Origin of the sequence: Actinoplanes sp. NPDC000266, from assembly GCF_042899005.1 — a bacterium.
In the GTDB taxonomy this organism is placed as follows: domain Bacteria; phylum Actinomycetota; class Actinomycetes; order Mycobacteriales; family Micromonosporaceae; genus Actinoplanes.
Genome location: NZ_JBIAZI010000010.1, coordinates 390,524 through 411,859, shown reverse-complemented (window position 1 = coordinate 411,859; position 21,336 = coordinate 390,524). Strand labels below are relative to the sequence as shown.

Here is a 21,336-nt window from a genome sequence, read left to right as displayed (position 1 = left end):
CGCAAGGGGGTTGGGCGAGGACAAAGAGTCGGCGCGGGGTCAGGCTCGGGCGATCAACAGCGGCACTGTCATCTCGGCCGCGGTCACTGAGCCGTGGTAGGCGATCAACCGGCCCACCGGTGGCGGCTCCCAGCCGCTGGCCAGGGCTACCGCCCGGTTGCGGCAGACGATCACCACGTCGCCGATGCGGGAGCGGTGGCCGGACGGCACCGGGCCGAACCAGCCGTCGTCGATGATCTCCTCGCGGGTCGCGACCCACGCGTCGTCGCCCATGACCTCCTGCCAGGCCGCTATCAGGTCGGGCGTCGCTCCCGGCTCCGTGTGCAGGTAGCGGACCCGCGGCTCCCCCGCCACCGTCGTCACCCCGTCCGACAGGCCCGGATTGCCGGCCATGTCGTAGCGGGACGCGACCGGCACGTTCAGCTGGCCGTGGTCGGCGATCACCAGCAGCGCCGAGCGGGGCGGCAGGCCGTGTACCAGGCGGTCCAGCAGGTCGTCCACTCCCTGAGCGGCCATCCGCCAGTAGCGCGAGTCGACCCCGTACAAGTGACCGGTCTTGTCCAGATCGGCGTGATAGCCGTACACCAGGGCCGGACCGGCCGCCAGCGCCTCCAGCATCCGTTCGGCCAGCTCGGCCCCCTCCGAGGCGCTCCGGAAGGACGCGCCCCGATAGGCCGCCACCGTCAGGCCGCTGCCCTCGAACTCCGGGCGTACCACCTGGGTGACCTTCACCCCCGCGGCCGCCGCCGTCTCGAAGCGGGTCGGCACCGGCTGCCAGCCCGCCGGGTCCGGGTCGTCGTTCCAGTGGACGTGGTTGAGCACCCGCCCGTCCGGGCGCCTCGTGGTGAAGCCGAGCACCCCGTGCGCGCCCGGCGGCACTCCCGTGCCCACCGTGACCAGGCTGACCGGTGTCGTCGAGGGAAACCCGGTGGTCAAGGTGCGTGCGCCGGTGGCCAGTTCGTTCAAGATCGGCGTGTACGGCTCGGCGACCGGCAGCTGATGCGCGCCGAGCCCGTCCACGAGCAGCACCGCGATCCGGTCCACCCCGTCCAGCTGCTCCCGCAGGCCCAGCGTGTCGGCCGCGCCCGGAACCCCGAGCACCGCGCTCGCGCTGGGAAGAACATCGGAAAGGCTTCCCTTGCCGTACGCCGGACGAACCGCCACGAAAGCAGCGTCCGGCAACCGATCGTCCGGCACCACGAGCGGCCCGCTCATCGAGGGCTGAGTGTCGGGCGGGATCCGCCCGGTCAGCGCCTCCTCCTCGGACAGCGACGCCGCCGAGCGCCGAGAAGGAGAAGACGTGGGCGCGGGCCGGGCCGAGGACTCGGCGTTGATCTCAGACATCAGCAGCTCCCGGACTCAGGGGCGACGACGCTCGGGACGGCGAGGGCCAGAAGTGGCGGCGGCCAAGGGCGGCGGCGATCGGGGGCGGCGACAGTCAGGAGTGGCGGGCGAAGACGTGCAGCTGGGAGGCGATGTCGCGGAACGGCGGCCGTGCGGCCAGCTCGAGCTCCAGCGCCAGCAGGGCCTGCGGGTCCTCCTCGACCACCGCGGCCGGCAGGAGGTCGGCCAGAACCCGTACGCCATGGGTCTCCTCCGGCTCGAGACCCGCCGAGCGCAGGAGAGCCGTGGCGCTCTCGGCGTCGAAGCGACGGCGCAGGGTGTCGCGCGCGCCGGCCCGGCCCTCGGGATCGGCGGCCACGGCCGCGGCCGAGCCGAGGTGACCGTTTATCGCGCGGCCCAGGATGGCCGCGGCCTTGCTCGCCACCAGCAGGCTCACCGCACCGCCCGGGCGCAGCGCGGCCGCGATCGCCTCGACCACCGAGGCCGGGTCGTCGACGACCTCGAGGACCGCGTGGCAGAGGACCAGGTCGGCGCTGGCCGGCTCGACCAGGCCGGCGAGCGCGTCGCCGTCGCCCTGCACGGCCCGGACCCGGTCGGCCACGCCGGCGTCGGCGGCCCGGCGGGTCAGGGCGGCCAGCGCGTCGGGGCTGGCGTCGACGACGGTGACGGTGTGGCCGGCCTCGGCCAGCGGCACGGCGAAACCGCCCGTGCCGCCGCCGACGTCGATCACGGTCAGCTCGCGGCCGGCGTTCCGCTCCAGCTCCCGCCGCAGCACCGCCCAGACGGCGGCGGTCCGGGTGGTCACGAGCGGTCGGGCGGTACGCGTCGATGCGATTTCCACACGCGCAGCGTAACGGCCGTTCGCCGGTGCCGCGCTCGTGGAGGCCCGGTCAGAACTCGAACAGGACGCCCGTGGCGCGGCGCATCTCGCAGGTGTTGCCGAACTTGTGCGTCCACTTCACCGGCATGCGGCGCCACACGCCGGTGACCTCGGCCGTCACCGGGGCGTAGATCATCACGCAGGCGGTGGTCTTCGGTTCGATCCGGCCGGGATCGGCGCCGACCGCGCTCAGCGTCTCGCAGGCCGCCTCGGGCTTCGGGTGGCCGCCACCGGCGGGCTCGCAGTCCAGCGTGACGGCCATCGCGAAACCGGACTCCGACGTGTACTGCAGCTTGAGCGCCACCTTCGGCTCCTGAGGGCGCGGCGGCGAACCGTAGGGCTTGGGGTCGGCCACCGGCCCGGGAAGGAGAGCGGCCAGAGCAGCGACGGAAGTAAGCAGAGTCGTGAACACAAAAGCCCCCTAAAACCGACAAATCATCCTCAAGAGTAACGAGGACCGGGGGCGGTGGTTACCGGAAGTCGCGGGAGGCCGGCGTCACCGGCGGGGTCACCGCCTCCAGACGGTCGGCGACCAGGTTGAGCACGCCCTCGGCCTTCTCCAGCCGGCCCCGGACGATCAGCGCCGAGCTGGTGCGGGCCACCCGCCGGTAGCGCTGCCACAGCCCCGGCGAGCAGGTCACGTTGAGCATCCCGGTCTCGTCCTCGAGGTTGACGAAGGTCACCCCGCCCGCGGTCGCCGGCCGCTGCCGGTGGGTGACGATGCCGCCCACGCGGATCCGGGTGCCCGCCTCGACCGCGCCCAGCCGGGAGATGGGCAGGGCGCCCGCCCTGTCCAGGTCGGCCCGGATGAACTGGGCCGGATGCGAGTCCGGGGACAGCCCGGTGGCCCAGACGTCGGCCACCAGTTCGTCGACCTCGCTCATGCCGGGCAGCATCGGGGCGTCGGTGCCGGTCACCGTGCCCGGGAGGCGGTCGGGCCGGTCCTGGGCGGCGGCGCCGGCCGCCCACAGGGCCTCGCGACGGGTCAGCCCGAAGCCCGCGAACGCGTCGGCCGTGGCGAGCGCCTCCAGATGGGCCGTCGTGCATCCGGTCCGGCGGGACAGATCCGTCATGCTCGTGAAGGGCCCGCGCTCCCGGCGTTCCTCCTCGATGCGCTTGGCCAGCTCCTCACCGAGCGTACGGACGGAGGAAAGACCCTGACGCACAGCCGGGCCACCCAATCCCCAGGCGTGCGGCGGCTCACCGCGCATCGACCCCCATCGGGTCTGCGGTGTCGATTCGAGAACGGCCGCGGCGTCGCTGAGATTGATGTCGGGGCGGCGGACCTCCACACCGTGCCGGCGGGCGTCGTCGACCAGTGACTGCGGTGAATAGAAGCCCATCGGCTGCGCGTTCAGCAGGGCCGCGCAGAAGGCGGCGGGGTGATAGCGCTTGAGCCACGCGCTGGCGTACACCAAATAAGCGAAACTCATCGCGTGGCTCTCCGGAAAGCCATAGCTGGCGAAAGCGGAGAGTTTGAGAAAGAGGTCGTCGGCGAGCTCGCCGGTGATGCCCCGCTCGGCCATGCCCTGGTAGAGGCGGTCCTTGATGCGGTCCATCTTCTCGGCCGACCGTTTCGAGCCCATGGCCCGCCGCAGCTGATCGGCCTCGGCCGGATCGAAGCCGGCGACGTCGATCGCGAGCTGCATCAACTGCTCCTGAAAGAGCGGCACGCCGAGCGTCTTCTCCAGGGCATTACGCATGAGGGGATGCGGATAGGCGATTTCCTCCAGGCCGTTCTTCCTTCGGATGTACGGGTGGACGGAGCCCCCTTGAATGGGACCCGGCCGGATGAGCGCGACCTCCACCACCAGGTCGTAGAACTCGCGGGGCTTGAGCCGGGGAAGGGTCGCCATCTGCGCGCGGCTCTCCACTTGGAAAACGCCGACCGAATCGGCCCGGCACAACATGTCGTACACCTCGGAATCGGTCAGATCCATCGACCCGATGTCCAACTCGGACTCGATCATCTCGTGGGCGTAGCGCAGCGCCGACAGCATGCCCAGACCGAGCAGGTCGAACTTGACCAGCTCGATCGCCGCGCAGTCGTCCTTGTCCCACTGGAGCACGGTCCGTCCCGGCATCCGGCCCCATTCGACCGGGCACACCTCGATGATCGGCCGGTCGCAGATCACCATGCCGCCCGAGTGGATGCCCAGGTGCCGCGGAAAATCCTGGACCTGATTGGCGTACGACACGACCTGCTCCGGAATGTCCTCGACGTCGACCGTGGCCACGCTGCCCCAGCGGTCGATCTGCTTGCTCCACGCGTCCTGCTGGCCCGGCGAGAAGCCGAAGGCCTTCGCCATGTCCCGCACGGCGGAGCGTGGCCGGTAGGAGATGACGTTGGCGACCTGCGCGGTGTGCTCGCGGCCGTGCTTGCGGTAGACGTGCTGGATGACCTCCTCGCGCCGGTCCGATTCGATGTCCACGTCGATGTCAGGCGGCCCGTCCCGCTCCGGGGCGAGGAAGCGCTCGAAGAGCAGGTTGTGGGCGACGGCGTCCACATTGGTGATGCGCAGCGCGTAGCAGACGGCGGAGTTGGCGGCCGACCCGCGCCCCTGCGCGTAGATCCGGTTGTCCCGGCAGAACTCGACGATGTCGTAGACGACCAGGAAGTACCCCGGGAAGCCGAGCTCCTCGATCATGCGCAGCTCGTACTCGATCTGCTCGTACGCCCGCGGATGCGCCTCGGGCGGCCCGTAGCGGTCACGGGCGCCGCGCATGGTGAGCTCGCGCAGCCAGCTCATCTCGGTGTGCCCGGCCTCGGGAATCGGGAAGTCGGGAAGCTTGGGCGCGACCAGGTTGAGGTCGAAGGCGAGATCCTCACCGAACATGGCCGCGTTGGCGACGGCACCCGGATAGGCGGCGAACCGGCGGGCCATCTCATCCCCGCTCCGCAGATGCGCGGTGCCGGCCGCGGGCAGCCAGCCGTCGATCTCGTCCAGGCTGCGCCGGGCCCGCACGGCGGCGAGAGCGGTGGCGAGCCGCCGCCGGGCCGGAACGGCGTAGTGCACGTTGTTGGTGGCCACGACCTCCAGATGCCGGCTCTCGGCCAGCGCGAAAAGCACATCGTTACGGTCGTCGTCGTACGGGTCACCGTGCGATATCAACTCAACCGCGACATTGGGCTTGCCGAAAAGAGCGACAAGCCGGTCCAGCTCGTACGCCGCCGCCTCCACCCCCTCGGTGGCCAGAGCCAGAGGCACACTGCCTTTGCGGCACCCGGTCAGCACGAGCACGTGGTCACGCAGCTCCGCCGCGACATCCTCGAGATCGCCGTACGCGGGCCGCCCCTTTTCCCCACCGGCGAGCTGCCCCCGGGAGATCACCCGGGCCAGCCGGGCATAACCCTCATGCCCGTGCGCGAGAGCGAGCAGATGACGCCCTTCGGGGTCGGGCTCCCCGTTCTGCGGCCGGGAGAGATCGAGGGAGAGCTCGGCACCGAAGATCGTGGGAAGCCCCAGCTCCCGAGCGGCCTGCGAGAACCGGACAACCCCGTAGAACCCGTCGTGGTCGGTGACGGCCAGCCCTTTCAACCCGAGCCGGGCCGCCTCCTCGGCCAGCTCCTCCGGATGGCTGGCCCCGTCGAGAAAGCTGAAGTTCGTATGACAGTGCAGTTCGGCGTACGGGGTGCGGCTCTCGGAGGCGACAAGGGCGGGCGCCTCGTAGGGCTGCCGTTTCCGCGACCAGGCCGGCGAGTCCCCACCGTCCCCGTCCACGGCCAGCGGATCGACGACGTACGCCGTCTTCCGCCCCGAAAGCTTCCCTTCCAACTCGGACCAGGGAATACCAGGGTTATTGAAGCCCACGAGACCCTCCGAGCTCAGTCATAGACGGCCTCGACAGCCCAGTGCCCCGAAGCGAGCACCAGCAGAAACGCCCGCTCATCGACAAGAACCACCTGGAAGCGCGCCCGCCGCCGCCCTTCGCCGGCCGCCCACCACCGCTCGTCGATCGGCCACGGCCCGGCCCATCCGGTGATCTCCACCGGCCGCCCCCGATCAACCACGAGCGCGGCGGGATCCCCGGTGAGCTCGAGCCGCGCGCTGACCCCCACGGGCGTCCCCGCCTCATCGATCACCACGGCCCCGACCGGCTGCGGCAGCACAAGAGCCGGCGCCGGCTTCGGAAGCCGCCCCGGCCAAGGCGGCAGAACGGGCGGTTTGGGAGGTTTGCGCCCGACCCGCTTACCCCAGGCCCGCACCGCAAGCAGAGTGACCTCGTCCCGCCGCTCCAAGCCCCCCGCGCCGTGCCGCCCCGAGCCCTCCGTGTCCCGCTGCTCCGAGCCCCCCGCGTCCTGCCACCCTGAGCCCTCCGTGTCCCGCCGCTCCGAGCCCACCGCGGAGGCCGAAGCCGCGCCGGCAGCCGCGTCAGACACCGGCAACGCCGCAGGCGCCAGAAGGCGGCCCACAGGCACGGCGGGCGCCGGGGATTCACTGACGGGCGCGGCGGACTCGCCGGCAGACGCGGCCTGCGCCGGGAGATGACCAGGAGGGGCCGCGGAGGTCTCGTCGGTGGGTGGCGGCACCGGGCGATGATCGGAAAGGCGGGAAACCGACGCCAATCCTCGACCCCTGCCCGAAAAGTCCGGTGGTGAGGTCTCGGGAAATTGCTCCACATCATCCCAGGATGGGACCGGGGCGGGGATCTTTCGCCGCGAGGACAAAGGGATCACGGTGCCGTCGGCGGAGGGCTCCGGGCGTACATCCGGAAGGGGGTCGGGGGTCGGGGGTTCGTAATCGGGCAGGTCGGGAGTCAGGGCCGGCGCCGTCGAACGGGGCAGCAGCGGGGCCGTCCGGACGCCCGGGATCGGGTCGTCGTGGGTGGTGGACGGGCGGGCCGGGTCGCGTTCGTCGCCCCAGGGGACCAGGCGGATCTGGTCGTCGGTGGAGCGGCCTCCGCCCAGGACCGGTGTGACCACGGCATGGGGGCCCAGCAGGCCCTGCACACGGCTGAAGGCCCGGTGGGCCCGTTCCCGTTCGGCGCCGGTGTCGCCCCACAGACCGGGCTGCAGTCCCAAGTGGACCAGGACGCCGTCGGGGATCAGCCGCAGGCGTACGAGGCCGGCCGTGGGGCGGGCCGGGGCGCCTCGCCGGGCGCCGGTCAGCCAGCCGTCGAGTTGCCAGCGGACACGTTCGGCGATGGCGGCGGCGGTCAGGGTGCCGTCGTGGCGCCAGACCCGGTGCAGTTCCTGGCCGTCGGCGGTGATCGCCTCGATGCCGAGGCGGGTGCAGGCCAGGCCGTACGCCGAAAGCCCGTCATGCAACCGCTCGGCGAGAGCCCTTCCCGCGAAGGCCGCCACATCGACTCTTTCCAGCGGTTCGTCGTACGTCTCCTCGACCTCCAGATCCGGAGGAGGCTTCCGCACAGCGAGCGGCCGATGGTCGAGCCCACCCGCGAGCCGGTGCGCGAGCGCCCCGTCGAACCCGAACCGGCTCAGCACGTCCCCCGCCGGCAGCCGCGCGAAGTCCCCCAGCGTCTTGATCCCGAGCCGCTTCAGCAGATCGACCAACTCGGGCCGCTCCAGCGCCTCGACCGGCTCCCCCGCCAGAAAGGCCGCCGTCTCCCCCGGCGGGATCAGCAGCCCTTTCCGCGCCGCGAGCCCCGCCGCGAAGACCCCTTCGGCCACACCGACCTGACTTTCCACCTCACACTGCTGCGCGACCTGCTCCACAATCCGCTCGGCCGCGGCCTCTTCCCCACCGAAGTACCGGGCCGGCCCCCGCGCCGCGAACGCACAGGCCCCCGGCCGAATCACCTCGACCCCGACCGCGGCTTCCTCCACCGCCGCCACCACAGCTTCAAAGGCCCGGGCATCACGCCCAGGGTCGTCTTCGACGACAACAAGCTGAGGGCATCGGCTCTGCGCTTCCCGGCGCCGCAGTCCTTTCCGTACGCCTTCACGCCGCGCCCCTTCGGAACAGGCCACCACCCGATTCCCCCGCAACACGACAACCGCACCCGCCGCCGGCACTCCTTCCACGATCTCGGCCGCCACCACAGCCCAGTCCGGACACCAGAGCAACATCGTCCGGGCCCCCGCCACCCCGGTAGTCCCCGCAACAGCCACTTCAGCCCACCGCCACCGACGAGACGTCCTTCGACCGGGCCTTCCACGGTCCCTCCATCGGCCGATCATCTACAGAGGACTTCCGCTCCTCACTGGCGACAACCGACGAAGCCGCCGGCCGCCCCACCATGACGGCCCGGTCGGCGTCGACGGAGAGAACCCGGGACGGCGATCCGACAGCGACCAGCCGCCGCCCCGCCCCCGAGGTGGACGACCCCACCGGCAGGACCGAGGAGTCATCCATAGTGGCCCCAACCACAGAAGACAAAACGGACGCGATCGCGGAGTGCAGAGCGGACGAAGCCGCAGAGGGCCGAGCAGGCGCAACCGCGGAAAGCTGGGCGGGCGCAACCGCCAAGAGCCGAGCAGGCAGAGCTGCGGAAGGCCGGGCAGGCGCAACCCCAGAAGACCGGACAGGCAAAGCCGCTAAAGGCTGGGCGGACGAGACCCCAGAAGGCCGCAAAGGCGCAACCGCGAAAGGCCGAACGGTCGAAACCGCGGAAGGCCGGGTGGGCGCGACTGCGGAAGGCCGGGTGGACGGGACCGCGGAAGGCCGAGCGGGCGCGACTGCGGAAGGCCGGGTGGGTTGAGGGGCCTGCGGCTGGGTGCGGGTGGGGTGAGGGTCGAGGGTGGAGGGGGCCGGAGGCAGGGTGATCGGGCGGATGGTGATGCCTGGCATCCACATGGTGGCCTGTTTGGGGCGGGCGGCTGCTCCCCGGCCGTGGGCTCTGACTGTCAGTTCGCGGCGGCGTAGGCGGCCGTGGCCTGTGCCCAAGCCCTCCCAGCGGGCGGCGGTCACGCTCAACGTGACGTCGGCTCCTGACCAGTCGCCGAAGGGGACCAGGACGCTTCCTCGCTGGCGGGCCCGGGCCACCAAACGGGAGGCTGTCGAGCCGGAGACGCCGCCGGGCACTGCCGTGACGACCACGTCCACGCCGTCGATCAGGGCGGCCACGACCGTGGGCCACTCCGGGCCTGGGTCGGGCACCAGGGCCAGGCGGTCCAGGGCTATGCCGCTCTCGGCGGCGGCGATCGCGCCGAGTGAGGGTACGCCGACCACCGCGCACCACGAGCCGGCCCGGGAAGCCTCGGCGAGCAGGGCCAGCAGCAGTGACGTTCCGCCGCCGGCGGTGGCCTCGCGGCCGGTGGTGACGGCGACGGTGCTGCCGCGCCGGAGACCGCGCCCGGGCAGCAGGCCGCTCAGCTCGGGCGCCACCGGCAGCATCCGCTGCACACCGCTGGTCTCGGTCTCCCCGGCCGCCCGAACCAGCTCGGCAAGGGCGGCCGCACCGCTGCTCATGCGTCCCGCCATATGGTGCCTCGCTCTGTTGCTCTCGTCCCGGCGCACGAACCGGCGCTTCGAACGGGCCGCCCTCCATGGCGGCTCCCGCCCCGAGCCCGCGTCTCCGCACGATCGCGAAAACCCGCAGCTCACTGTCCGCCGGTCGCTCCCACCGGCTGCATCACTTGTCGCGCCGCCGAACCCCGGGCACGCGGATCAGAGCCAGGCCGTGGACCAGGCTTGTCGGATCGGCGTGGAGCCCGTGGGGCCGGCGGCGGGTCAGGCGGCCAAGGGCGGCTGGTAGGTCAGGCCCAAGGCGGACTCGACGACGGCCACGAACTGCTCGGCGGCTCGCAGGAGGTCGTCGGCCTCTCGGGGGCTCACCACGCGGGGGATGCCGGCCTCGGCGGCGGCCCGTTTGCCGGCGCCCAGGGCGAAGTAGTTGGCCCACTCGCCGAACTCGGGCGCCACCAGGACCAGCAGAGACCAGACACTGGTCACGCGGCTGCGTCTCGTGGAGGTGGCCGGGCGCGCGCGGGCGGCGAGGACCGCCGCGGCGGCGCGCAGGGCGGCCAGGTGAGCCGCGGCGTAGCGCAAGCCGTCGGGGCGGGTGCGTGCCGCCTCGTCGAGGCCCTGTCGGGCGATCGTCAGCAGCTGGGCAGGGGTGCGCTGCGGCAGCATGTGCGCCGGAACCGTGGGCGCCTCGGCCCGGGCGGCCGCGGTCGGCGCATGGGCCAGACCGGGCACCTGGGTGAGGGCCGGCGCCGTGTTGCTCGCCATGGTGTTTCTCCTCGCGTGTGTCGCATCCGACGAACTGGTCGAACCGATCAGCTGCGGAGGAAGACGCAGCAGCTTGCATGCCCCGGAGGGCAGCCGGCCGGGCGTGAAGCTTCCCCACACCACACCCGGCCGGACTCACCGGCGGGTCCGTCGCCCGCCACCCGGGGGTCGGGGGCAGCGGACGACGGTCCTGCCTTGTCTGAAGGCGCCGGACCCGCGAATGCCCGGAGCCTCACGCGCGGCACTTCGCGGGTGCCGCGCACCGGGGGCCGAGCCGCGAAACTCAGCTCCCGGCGCCAGAGCGGACGCTCGTTCGAACATCCGTTCTAACTAAGGAAGAGACTAGCACTTGTGTACGACAAAAAAGCAACCCCGCGGGCCTGGCGCGTCACACAAGAAGAAAAGGATCAAATGGGCTTCTCAAAGGCGAGTTGGTTGTACGGCGACTCGTCGTACGGCGGAATCTCCCGATAACCGGCACTCCGGTAGAGAGCGATCGCCTCCACGAGCGTGGAGTGGGTGCCCAGGCGGACCGTCGCGACGCCGTGGGCCGCGGCATCGGACTCCAGCGCCGCGAGCAACCGCCGAGCCAACCCCAGGCCCCGCGCCGCAGGACTCACCCAAAGGTGGCGAATCTCCGCTGAGCCCGGCGAGAAGAGCTGCCACAGGCCACAGCCGATCGGGTTGCCCTCCTCGGCGGCCAGCAGGAAGGTGCCGTCGCTCAGGCTGCCGGGCGGCAGCAGGGCACCCTCGGCGTCGTAACCCTCCGGAAAGCGAAGAGCCAGTTCCCCCGCGTACGCCTTCAGGCAGGAACGGGCCTCCGGCGAAGAGTCGGGTACCGGGGTCAGGGTGATCGCGGCCAGCCGCAGCAGGCGCCGGACCTCGGCCTGCGCGCCCACCAGCCGGGACCGCTGCTCCGGGCTCAACGGCCCCAGCAGCCCGGCCACGCCGGCCCGGGAACGGTCCTCCAGGTCGGCCAGCTCGCGCCGGCCCGCCTCGGTCAGTGTCGCCGTCCGGACCCGCGCGTCGCCCGGCCGGGGCGCCACCGCGACCAGGCCCTGATCGCCCAGCGAGCGCAGCATCCGGCTCAGATAGCCCGAGTCGAGCCCCAGCCGGCGCCGCAGGTCGCGCAGGTCGGCCCCGGCCCCGATCTCGAACAGCAGCCGGGCTTCGCCCAGCGGCCGCCCCTGACCCAGATACTCGTCATTCAGCACGCCGATGCGCCGCGTGTAGTACCGGTTGAAGTCGCGCACCAGGTCGATGTCGTCCACCCGTACAACCTAAGACCTGAGTCAGAGATTGCACGACAAAGGATCGACAGGGAGGATCCGGAGATGGACCGGATCGTCGTGGTCACCGGAGCGAGCTCCGGCATCGGCCTGGCCGCCGCCGAGCAGTTCGCCCGCCAGGGTGACCAGCTCGTTCTCGTGGGGCGCAACCCCGCCAAGCTCGCCGAGGCCGCGAAGCGCGTGAACGCCGCGGTCCGGATCTACGCGCCCGACCCCTACAAGGAGCCCGACGTCCAGCGGGCCGACTTCGAAGACCTCGACCAGGTACGCAAACTCGCCGCGCACCTGGAACGGACCTACCCGCGGATCGACGTCCTGGCCGGCAACGCCGGCGGCATGGTGGCCGAGCACCGGATCACCCGGGACGGCTACGAGGCCACCATGCAGAGCAACCACCTCGCCGGGTTCCTGCTGGCCGGCCTGCTGCACGACCGGATCGGGCGGCTGGTGGTCACCGCCTCCCGGGCCCACATGCGCGGCCGGCCCGACCCCGGCGACCTCACCCGCAAGAACACCTCCTGGCAGGCCTACAGCAAGGCGAAGGCGGCCAACATCCTGTTCGCGGCCGAGGCCGCCCGCCGCTGGCCGGGCATCACCAGCGTCTCGTTCCACCCCGGCGTGGTGCGCAGCGACTTCGGCTCGGGCAAGCTGACCCGCTTCTTCTACCGCTTCGCCCCTTTCCTGACGACTCCGGAGACGGCCGGCGAGCTTCTGGTCTGGCTGGCCGACAACCCGGTCGTCAACGGCGCCTACTACGTCGGCCACCAGCCGCGCCGGCCGTCGCGGCACGCCGCCGACCCGCAGCGCGCCCACGATCTCTGGGAGGCCAGCGCGGAGGCCACTGGCCTGGGCGAATAACCGAAATCTGATAAGTCGTTAGGTTCTTCACGAGACCCTCCCGCGCGCGCGAGGCAGACCGTACAAAGGCCTCGTGCCGAAGCTCATCGCCGCGTTCAGCCTGATCGTCGTCACGGCACTGTGGACGTCCAACCTCGGCGAGGCGCCGGGCGGGATCGCGGCCGCGGGCCGTCTGGCCGCGCTCTGGTCGGCCGACCTGCTGCTGATCCAGGTGCTGCTCATGGCCCGGATTCCGTGGGTCGAGCGGGCGTACGGCCAGGACGCCCTGGCCCGCTGGCACCGCTGGACCGGCTTCGCGTCGTTCGTCCTGCTGCTCGCGCACGCGGCGCTGGCCGTCGTGGCGTACACCCGAATGGGCCGTCTCCTGGAAACCCTGGCCCTGGAAAGCATGGTCCTGGCCGTGGCGGCCCTGGCCGCCCTGACGCTCGTGGTGATCACTTCGACGAGGCACCGTCGGCGTCGGTTGCGCTATGAGTCATGGCATTTGCTTCATTTGTACGCCTATGCGGGCATCGCCCTGGCCCTGCCGCACATGCTGATCCTCGGCAGCGATTTCCAGCATGAAGCGGCGAAAGCCTACTTCTGGGGCCTCTACCTGATCGCCGCCGCCTCGGTGGTGATCTTCCGCGTCGGCCTGCCGATCTGGCGCACGCTGAGGCACCGTCTGGTCGTACAGGGAATCAAGACCGAAGCGCCCGGCCTGGTCTCGGTCCATCTGCGCGGGCGACGGCTCGAGCGGCTCCCGGCCCGCGCCGGGCAATATTTCGTGTGGCGCTTCCTGGACGGGCGGGCCGGGCTGCGCGGCAACCCGTTCTCACTGTCCGGCCCGCCCCGCCGCGACTCCCTGCGGATCACGGTGAAGGCGGTCGGCGACGGCAGCGCCCGCGTGGCGACGCTGCGGCCGGGCACCCGCGTGCTGATCGAGGGCCCGTTCGGGCGGATGACCGCGGCGACGTACGCCGGCGGCCCGGTGACCATGCTGGCCTGCGGCGTGGGGGTCACGCCGCTGCTGGCGCTGCTGTGGGATCTGCCGTACGGAAGGGGCAAGGCCACGCTGGTCTACCGCACCCGGCATCCGCACGAGGTGGCGTTCCTGGAGGAGCTGGAGTGGCTGGCCGCCGATCGCGGGGTGCGGCTCGTGCCGCTGGTGGGCCCGCGCGCGTCGGCGGCGAGCTGGCTGCCGGCCGGCTACGCGGAGTACGACGACGCGCAGGCGCTGCGGGCGCTGGCCCCGGACATCGCGGGCCACGACGTCTATGTCTGCGGGCCCGACCCGTGGGCCGAAGCGGTCTTCCGGGCCGCCCGCCGGGTGGGGGTGCCACCGGCCCGCCTGCACCGGGAGCGGTTCGGGTGGTGAGAATAGCGGGATGCGGGCACACCCGAACGTCATCGCCGTGCAGGACGCGCTGGACTCCGCCGGCGCCACCGACTCCCAGGTGATCATCCTGGACGAGGCCGTGCACACGGCGGCCGCGGCGGCCGAGGCCCTGTGCATCGAGGTGGGCCAGATCGCCAACTCGCTGATCTTCGACGCCGACGGCGAGCCGCTCCTGGTGCTGACATCCGGCGCCCACCGGGTGGATACCGATAAAGTCGCAGAAAGCCTCCAGATCGGACGCCTGAAGCGCGCGACTCCCGAGTTCGTCCGCCAGCACACGGGCCAGGCGATCGGGGGCGTGGCCCCACTGGGCCATCCGAAGCCGGTGCGCACGCTGATCGACACGGCGTTGCGGCAGTACGAGGTCATCTGGGCCGCGGGCGGCGTCCCGCAGGCGGTCTTCCCGATCACCTACGACGAGCTGGTGCGGGTAACCGCCGGCACACCGGCCGACGTGGCCTGATGCCGGTCACCCTGCACGTCTGGCGGGTGCCGCCGCGGCGGACCGGCCTCGCCCTGCTCCGCTTGGCCCGTCGAAGGGTTCCGGCCGGCGTCTCCTTCGCCAAATTCCTGGGTACGGCCGACGGGTTCCGCCCGGGAGATGCCGATTTGACCCGGTACGCGGCGGTAACCGTCAGCGCCGAGCCGGTCCGCTTCCCGGAGTGGGACCGCCTGGCGAGCGCCGCGGCCAGAGTGGACCTGATCCCCCTGCACAGCCGAGGCACATGGTCAGGCCGCACACCGTTCGCATCACCTCGCACGCCGTCCGCGGAACACCACACGGCGATCGCACCACCTCACGCCCCGTTCGCGTCATCCGCTACACCACTCTCCTCGCCCGACAAAGGCGAAAAATCGGATATGGAAGGCGGCAAGAAGGCTCGCGGGCCGGGCGACGCGGAGGAGCGCGGGGCCGGCGGCGCGGAGGGGCGCGAGGCCGGCGGCGCGGAAGGGCGCGGGGCCGGCGGCGCGGAAGGGCGCGAGGCCGGCGGCGCGGAAGGGCGCGGGACCGGCGGCGCGGAAGGGCGCGGGACCGGCGGCGCGGAAGGGCGCGGGGCCGGCGAGGTGGGGCGCGAGCGGGGTGGCATGGTTCTCTCTCTCACCCGGGCGAGGCTGCGGCCGGCGCGGGCTCTGACGTTCTGGCGGGCCATTCCGCCTGTGGTGAAGGAGCTCGATCGGGCTCCTGGGCTGCTCGCCTACTTCGGGATGGGTGAGGCTCCGATCGGCTGGCAAGGGACCGTCAGCCTTTGGAGTGATGCGGCGGACCTGGCCCGATTCGCGTACCGTCAGCCGGAGCATCGCGCGGTGATCGCTCGTACGCCCACCGATCGGTGGTATGCGGAGGAGCTGTTCGCCCGGTTCGCCGTTCAGGAGATCAGCGGCGACCGGGCGGTGCTGGGCTGGCTTTCGGAAGATGTCGGAGCAGGGGGCGGGACCGGACGATGAGGCTCGTTGCGTGGCAGCCGGACGACCTGCTGCGTCGTCTCGACGACGTGGTCGGCGTCTACGGCGAGGCGATGGGCTACCGCCGGGAGCTTCTGCAGACCCGCCGGGGCTACATCGGCGCCCACGTCCGCCGGGCCGGCTTCCGGGCCGTGGCCACGCTGACCACCGACGGGCGGCTGGCCGGCTTCGGCTACGGATATACCTCCGGTCCCGGCCAGTGGTGGCACGACCAGGTGCGCTCGGCCCTCGACGACGGGGCCCGGCGGCGCTGGCTGGCCGACTGCTTCGAGGTCGTCGAGCTGCACGTGCGGCCGGTCGCCCAGGGCCACGGCGTCGGCGCGCGGCAACTGCGCGCCCTGCTGGCCATGGCCGAGGGCGAGACCGTGCTGCTCTCCACCCCCGAGGCCGACGAGCGCAAGTCGCGGGCCTGGCGGCTCTACCGCCGGTTCGGCTTCGAAGACGTGCTGCGCGACTTCCTGTTCCCGGGCGACGAGCGCCAGTTCGCCATCCTGGGCCGGGGTCTGCCGCTGGTCGAGCGCCCGGCCGAGGAAGCACCGGGCATCGTCGGCATCTGAATGCGAATCCCCTGGCTCCTGCTCGGCGCGCTCGTCCTGCTCCAGATCTGCTACCCGCTCACCGAAGGTGACACCCGGGCCGGCTTCACCGTGGCCACCGTGCTCATCGGCTATGTGCTCTCGGTGTCGCACGCCTACCTCAGCCGGGGGCCGCGGGCGGCCCTGGCCCTGGTCGGCACGGCCACCCTGGGCGGTTTCGCGGTCGAGGCGCTCGGCGTCGCCACCGGCTTCCCGTTCGGCACGTACGTCTACTCGGGCCAGCTCGGCCCGAAGCTGCTCGGCGTCCCGCTGATCATCCCGCTCGCCTGGACCTGGATGGCCTGGCCGGCGTGGCTCGCGGCGCAGCGCCTGCCGCGCTTCAAAATAGCCGCGGCCGCGGTCGGGCTGGCCGCCTGGGATCTGTTCCTCGATCCGCAGATGGTCGCCGAGGGCTACTGGGTGTGGGAGTCGCCCACCCCGGCCCTGCCCGGCGTCCCGGGCATCCCGATCGGCAACTATCTGGGCTGGCTGGGCTTCGCTCTGGTCCTCATGACAGTCCTGTGGAAGACGGCCGGAGTGAAAGGGCCCCAACCGGAGGACACGCCCATGCTGGCCCTCTGGTTCTGGACGTACGCTTCGTCAGTGCTCGCCCACGCGGTCTTCCTGGATCTCCCCGGCTCCGCCGTCTGGGGCGGCGTGGTGATGGGCGCCGCCGTCCTGCCGGTGGCGTGGCGGCTACGGCCCCGCCGATGATCTGGCTCGCGCTCCTCCCCCTGGTCGCGCTGACCGCGCACACCGCCGTGAACGCGATGCTCCTGCGCCGCCCGCCCCGCGACGCGGTCACCGAGGAAAAGGTGGCGCTGCTCCTTCCCGTCCGCGACGAGGCCCTGCGCGTCACCGCCTGCCTCGAGTCGCTGCTGGCCCAGCGCGGCGCCGCCGACCTGACCATCTATGTGCTCGACGACGGCTCGACCGACGGCACGGCCGAGATCGTCCGCTCGATCGCGGGCGACAAGGTCGTGCTGCTCACCGGTGCTCCCCCGCCGCCGGGCCGCCTGGGCAAGCCGCACGCCTGCCAGCAGCTGGCCGATGCCGCGAGCGACGCCGACGTGCTGTCTTTTGTGGACGCCGACGTGGTGCTCGCGCCCGACGCCGTGGCCGGAGCCGTCACGTTGATGCGGCAGGCCCGGGTCGATCTGCTCTCCCCCTACCCCAAGATCGTCGGGGCCGGCCGCCTGGTCCAGCCGCTGCTGCAGTGGTCGTGGCTGACGTTCCTGCCGCTGCGGGCCATGGAACGGTCACCGCGGACGTCGCTCGCCGCGGCCGGCGGTCAATGGCTGGTCATCGACAACGAGGCGTACCGGAAGGCGGGCGGGCACGCGGCGGTCGGCGGCGAGATCCTCGAGGACATCGAGCTGGCCCGCGCGGTCAAACGCTCCGGCGGCCGCATCGCCCTCGCCGCCGGGGCGGCGCTGGCCACCTGCCGCATGTACGACTCGTGGCGCGAGCTCACCGGCGGATACGCCAAGTCGCTCTGGAAATCGTTCGGCACGCCTTTCGGCGCCGGCGCCGTCGTGGTCCTTCTTCTTTTGCTGTACGCGTCCCCGCCGCTCGCAACCGCAGTCCTCGCCCTCACGGGCTCGTGGGGCGTGGCGGGGGTCGCCCTGGCGGCGTACGTCCTCGGTGTGGGGGGAAGGGTGATCTCCGCAAGCGTGACCGGCGGCCGAAGCTGGCCCGACGCCCTGGCCCAGCCGATCTCGATCGTGGTTTTCGCGTGGCTGGTGGCGAGGTCGTTCCGGCTGCGCCGGAGGGGCGGGCTGAGTTGGCGAGGAAGACCGGTATGAGCAGGATCGTCGTCATCGGCGCCGGCGTCGGCGGGCTGACCGCGGCGGCCCGCCTGGCTTCCGCCGGCCACGACGTCACCGTCCTCGAGCGCTCGGGCTCGCTCGGCGGCAAGCTGGGCGTCTTCGAGCGGGACGGTTTCCGCTTCGACACCGGCCCCAGTCTGCTGACCCTGCCGCAGGTCTTCACCGAGCTCGACCTCGACCCGGTGAAGCTCGACCCGGTGGTACGGCACGTGTTCGCCGACGGCACGGTCCTCGACTCGTCCTCGGACCACGAGGTCTTCCTCACCCGGATCGCCGACGTCCTGGGCCGGGACGCCGCCGGGGACTGGGATCGTTTCTGGAAGCGGGCGGCCCGCATCTGGAACGCGTCGTGGCGCTCGGTGCTGCGCAAACCGGTCACCCCGGCCTCGCTGCTGGGCCTGACGTGGCGGGTCGGTGACCTGGCCGCGATCGCACCGGGGATGACGCTGCGCGGGCTGGGCTACCGCTATCTGCGCGACCCGCGGCTGCGGATGATGCTCGACCGGTACGCCACCTACACCGGGGCCGATCCACGCCGGGCCCCGGCCGCACACGCCGCGGTCCCGTACGCGGAGCTCGCCTTCGGCGGCTGGTATCTCCCCGGCGGCCTCGGGACGATCGCGACCGCGCTGGCCGACCGATGCACCGCCGCCGGGGCCCGGATCATCCTGAACGCCCCGGTGTCCGCGATCGACACCGCCGACGGCCGGGTCTGCGGCGTGCGGGTCGGCCCCACCACCGCCGGCCCTTCCGCGGAGATCACCGGCGACTTCCTTCCGGCCGACATCGTCGTGTCCAACGTGGACGCCTTGACGGTCTACCGCGACCTGCTGCCGAGCCCCGGCCGGCTGGCCGGGCTCACCGACCGCAGCCTGGCCGGCTTCGTGATGCTGCTCGGCGTGCGGGACGCGACGCCGTCGCTCGCCCACCACAACGTCTTCTTCCCCAGCCACTACGACGCCGAGTTCGACGCCATCTTCGGCTCCGCCTCGCGCCGGGCCCGTCCCGCCTCCGACCCGACCGTCTTCGTGACCCGCGCCGCCGACCCGTCGGTGGCGCCACCCGGCTCGGAGGCCTGGTTCGTGCTGGTCAACGCTCCCCCGCACGGCACCGGCTGGCAGTCGACAGACTGGCGGCGGACGGGGCTGGCCGAGGCGTACGGCGAACACGTCCTTGACCTTCTGGCCCGCCGCGGCCTGGACGTCCGCGACCGGCTGGTGTTCACCGAGACCCGCACCCCGGCCGACCTGGCGGCGTCCACGGCCGCTCCCGGCGGCGCCATCTACGGCACCGCCGGCAGCCTGATGCGCCCGGTCAACCACGGCCCGGTCAAGGGCTTGTACCTGGTCGGCGGCTCGGTCCACCCGGGCGGCGGCCTTCCCATGGTCACCCTCTCGGCCCAGATGGTGGCCGGCGAGATCGGCTCAGCATGATCTACTGCCGGTCATGGAACTGACTCCCGAGGAGAACGAGCTGCTGGTCGCGGGACTCGAAGCGGTGGGAAAACGCACTGAACCGGGCGCGGCGGCGGGGGCCCGATTCGCGGCCCGGAGGATGCGGGCCGACATCTTCGAGACCACGGTGGAGCTTCCGCTGTCGTTGCCGGACGCCGGGGAGCTGACGGGCCGGACGCTGGACGCCCTGGGCACGAGAACGGCCGAATCGCAGGCCGTGATGGGCTCGGGCGCGATGAACATGAACCCGGCCGTCGTCACGGTGACGCTCCGGGAACAGGACGGGACGGTCGTCGCCACGGTTCGTGGCGTGGCCAAGGAGGGCCTGATCCGCCAACGGGCGGGCCAGAAAGCGGCCCGCCGCGTCGCGGAGCAGCTCGTCAGCGACGCCGGTCGCCGCTGAAGCGGGCGGTGGACCAGCGGTAGCCGAGGATCGCGAGGCCCACGCACCAGGCGACGGCGAGCCAGCCGTTGTGGCCGATGCCGGTGCCGAGCAGCAGGCCGCGCAGGGTTTCGATGGCCGGGGTGAACGGCTGGTATTCGGCGATGGGCTGGAACCAGCCCGGCATGGAGTCGACCGGGACGAAGGCGCTGGACAGCAGCGGGAGCAGGATCAGCGGCATCGCGTTGTTGCTGGCCGCCTCAGCGTTCGGGCTGACCAGGCCCATCCCGACCGCGATCCAGGTCAGGGCCAGAGCGAACAGGACCAGCAGCCCGAACGCGGCCAGCCATTCCAGCACGGTCGCGTCGGTCGAGCGGAACCCGATCGCCACCGCCACCGCCCCGACCAGGATGACGCTGGCCACCGACTGCAGCACGCTGCCGATCACATGCCCGACGAGCACCGAGCCGCGGTGGATGGCCATGGTGCGGAACCGGGCGATGATGCCCTCGGTCATGTCGTTCGACACCGATACCGCGGTGCCGATCACGGTGCTGCCGATGGTCATCAGTAGCAGGCCGGGGACCAGGTAGGCGATGTATCTGGCGCGGTCGGGTTCGCCGCCGGTTATCCCGGCGCTGAGCGCGTCGCCGAATATGTAGACGAACAACAGCAGCAGCATGATCGGGGTGAGCAGCAGGTTCAGTGTCAGCGACGGGTAGCGGCGCGCGTGCAGCAGGTTGCGGCGCAGCATGGTCGAGGAATCACGAACGGCGAACGTGGTCATCGGGGAACCTCCACGGGCTTGGTCAGGGCGAAGAACACGTCGTCCAGGTCGGGGGTGTGCACGGTCAACTCGTCGGCTTCGACCCCGGCGGTGTCGAGACGGTCGAGCACCGTGCGCAGTTCGCGTTGGGTGCCACCGCTGGAGATCTGCAAGGCCAGCGCCTCGTCATCACGGCCGGCCTCCGGCAGCGCCGCGGCCGCGTTCTGGTAGGTCGCCGGGTCGGTGAAGCGCAGCAGGACGTGGCCGCCGGGGATGAGGCGTTTGAGTTCGGCGGCGGTGCCCTCGGCGACGATCGTGCCGTTGTTGAGCACGGCGATGCGGTCGGCGAGTTGGTCGGCTTCTTCCAGGTATTGGGTGGTGAGCAAGACGGTGACGCCGTCGGTGACCAGTTCGCGGATGATCTGCCACATGTTGTGCCGGCTGCGTGGGTCCAGGCCGGTGGTGGGTTCGTCGAGGAAGATGATCCGCGGGCGGCCGAGGAGGGTCATGGCGATGTCCAGGCGCCGTTTCATCCCACCGGAATAGGTGGAGGCGGGTTTGCCGGCGGCGTCGCCGAGGTCGAAGCGGGACAGCAGCTCGGCCGCCCGGCGGCGGCCTTCCTCGCGGGGCAGGTGGTGCAGGTCGGCCATCAGCAGCATGTTCTCCTCGCCGGTGATCAGGCCGTCGACGGCCGAGAACTGCCCGGTCACGCCGATCGCGGCCCGCACGGCCTGCGGGTCGGCGTTCAGGTCGTGCCCGCCGACCCGCACGTCGCCGCCGCCGGCGGAGATGAGGGTCGACAGGATCTGCACGGCGGTGGTTTTGCCGGCCCCGTTCGGGCCGAGCAGCGAAAAGATGGAACCTTCGGGCACGGCCAGATCGACACCGTCGAGCACGACCTTGTCGCCATAGGACTTGCGGAGGGCTTTCGCGGCGATGGCGAGTGTGGGCATGGGAACTTCTCCTCGGTTTCGGGGTGATG

General features: G+C 71.8%; 18 protein-coding genes and 1 pseudogene. 9 read left to right on the top strand and 10 right to left on the bottom strand.

Annotation, left to right across the window (positions count from 1 at the left end; translation table 11 throughout):
- Positions 1 to 39: 39 nt before the first annotated feature.
- From ACFY36_RS37365 to ACFY36_RS37330, 8 genes and pseudogenes are all read right to left on the bottom strand, one after another.
- A complete protein-coding gene (locus ACFY36_RS37365) occupies positions 40 to 1,215 on the bottom strand; it encodes an alkaline phosphatase family protein (RefSeq protein WP_499750633.1) in 1,176 nt (391 codons plus the stop codon).
- Between the two features lie 223 nt (positions 1,216 to 1,438).
- Complete coding sequence (locus tag ACFY36_RS37360) at positions 1,439 to 2,185, bottom strand: methyltransferase domain-containing protein (RefSeq protein WP_499750601.1); 747 nt, start codon at positions 2,183 to 2,185, stop codon at positions 1,439 to 1,441.
- A gap of 49 nt (positions 2,186 to 2,234) precedes the next feature.
- A complete protein-coding gene (locus ACFY36_RS37355; protein ID WP_499750600.1) occupies positions 2,235 to 2,636 on the bottom strand; it encodes an SSI family serine proteinase inhibitor in 402 nt (133 codons plus the stop codon).
- A gap of 58 nt (positions 2,637 to 2,694) precedes the next feature.
- Positions 2,695 to 6,036, bottom strand: coding sequence for an error-prone DNA polymerase (locus tag ACFY36_RS37350; RefSeq protein ID WP_499750599.1), 3,342 nt, complete (start codon positions 6,034 to 6,036; stop codon positions 2,695 to 2,697).
- 14 nt (positions 6,037 to 6,050) lie between these two features.
- Positions 6,051 to 8,273, bottom strand: a complete 2,223-nt coding sequence (locus ACFY36_RS37345) for a DNA polymerase Y family protein (protein ID WP_499750632.1) — start codon at positions 8,271 to 8,273, stop codon at positions 6,051 to 6,053.
- A gap of 580 nt (positions 8,274 to 8,853) precedes the next feature.
- Positions 8,854 to 9,609: pseudogene (imuA', locus tag ACFY36_RS37340) on the bottom strand (DnaE2-dependent mutagenesis accessory factor ImuA'); the annotation flags it as partial.
- Positions 9,610 to 9,858: 249 nt separating this feature from the next.
- Positions 9,859 to 10,260: an SAV_6107 family HEPN domain-containing protein gene (locus ACFY36_RS37335; RefSeq protein ID WP_438865820.1), complete on the bottom strand. Its 402-nt coding sequence runs from the start codon at positions 10,258 to 10,260 to the stop codon at positions 9,859 to 9,861.
- Between the two features lie 506 nt (positions 10,261 to 10,766).
- Complete coding sequence (locus ACFY36_RS37330; RefSeq protein ID WP_499750598.1) at positions 10,767 to 11,630, bottom strand: bifunctional helix-turn-helix transcriptional regulator/GNAT family N-acetyltransferase; 864 nt, start codon at positions 11,628 to 11,630, stop codon at positions 10,767 to 10,769.
- Positions 11,631 to 11,693: 63 nt separating this feature from the next.
- On the opposite strand from ACFY36_RS37330, the gene ACFY36_RS37325 reads away from it, so the two are divergent.
- The 9 genes from ACFY36_RS37325 to ACFY36_RS37285 all read left to right on the top strand — a co-directional run bounded on the left by ACFY36_RS37325 (position 11,694) and on the right by ACFY36_RS37285 (position 19,609).
- Positions 11,694 to 12,506: an SDR family NAD(P)-dependent oxidoreductase gene (locus tag ACFY36_RS37325; RefSeq protein ID WP_499750597.1), complete on the top strand. Its 813-nt coding sequence runs from the start codon at positions 11,694 to 11,696 to the stop codon at positions 12,504 to 12,506.
- 73 nt (positions 12,507 to 12,579) lie between these two features.
- Entirely contained in the window at positions 12,580 to 13,863 is a 1,284-nt protein-coding gene (locus ACFY36_RS37320) for a ferredoxin reductase family protein (RefSeq protein ID WP_499750596.1), read from the top strand.
- Positions 13,864 to 13,873: 10 nt separating this feature from the next.
- Positions 13,874 to 14,347: a YbaK/EbsC family protein gene (locus ACFY36_RS37315; protein WP_499750595.1), complete on the top strand. Its 474-nt coding sequence runs from the start codon at positions 13,874 to 13,876 to the stop codon at positions 14,345 to 14,347.
- Complete coding sequence (locus ACFY36_RS37310) at positions 14,347 to 15,330, top strand: hypothetical protein (protein WP_499750594.1); 984 nt, start codon at positions 14,347 to 14,349, stop codon at positions 15,328 to 15,330. The genes ACFY36_RS37315 and ACFY36_RS37310 overlap by 1 nt, the downstream gene beginning before the upstream one ends.
- Positions 15,327 to 15,905 carry a GNAT family N-acetyltransferase gene (locus ACFY36_RS37305; protein WP_499750593.1) on the top strand — a complete coding sequence of 193 codons (579 nt, stop codon included), beginning with the start codon at positions 15,327 to 15,329 and terminating at the stop codon, positions 15,903 to 15,905. Before ACFY36_RS37310 ends, ACFY36_RS37305 begins: the two co-directional genes overlap by 4 nt.
- Complete coding sequence (locus tag ACFY36_RS37300) at positions 15,906 to 16,637, top strand: carotenoid biosynthesis protein (RefSeq protein WP_499750592.1); 732 nt, start codon at positions 15,906 to 15,908, stop codon at positions 16,635 to 16,637.
- Positions 16,634 to 17,728, top strand: coding sequence for a glycosyltransferase family 2 protein (locus ACFY36_RS37295; protein ID WP_499750591.1), 1,095 nt, complete (start codon positions 16,634 to 16,636; stop codon positions 17,726 to 17,728). The genes ACFY36_RS37300 and ACFY36_RS37295 overlap by 4 nt, the downstream gene beginning before the upstream one ends.
- The gene (locus ACFY36_RS37290) at positions 17,725 to 19,185 is read left to right on the top strand and encodes a phytoene desaturase family protein (RefSeq protein WP_499750590.1); all 1,461 of its coding nucleotides are present in this window, start codon (positions 17,725 to 17,727) and stop codon (positions 19,183 to 19,185) included. Before ACFY36_RS37295 ends, ACFY36_RS37290 begins: the two co-directional genes overlap by 4 nt.
- Positions 19,186 to 19,198: 13 nt before the next feature.
- On the top strand, positions 19,199 to 19,609 hold the full coding sequence (locus ACFY36_RS37285; RefSeq protein ID WP_499750589.1) for a hypothetical protein: 411 nt from the start codon (positions 19,199 to 19,201) through the stop codon (positions 19,607 to 19,609).
- Here the strand turns inward: ACFY36_RS37285 and ACFY36_RS37280 are convergent.
- Together ACFY36_RS37280 and ACFY36_RS37275 are read right to left on the bottom strand one after the other, a co-directional pair.
- Positions 19,587 to 20,375, bottom strand: coding sequence for an ABC transporter permease (locus ACFY36_RS37280; protein ID WP_499750588.1), 789 nt, complete (start codon positions 20,373 to 20,375; stop codon positions 19,587 to 19,589). The genes ACFY36_RS37285 and ACFY36_RS37280 overlap by 23 nt on opposite strands.
- Positions 20,372 to 21,307 (bottom strand): ATP-binding cassette domain-containing protein, encoded by a 936-nt coding sequence (locus ACFY36_RS37275; protein ID WP_499750587.1) that lies wholly within the window; start codon positions 21,305 to 21,307, stop codon positions 20,372 to 20,374. Before ACFY36_RS37275 ends, ACFY36_RS37280 begins: the two co-directional genes overlap by 4 nt.
- Positions 21,308 to 21,336: the final 29 nt, after the last annotated feature.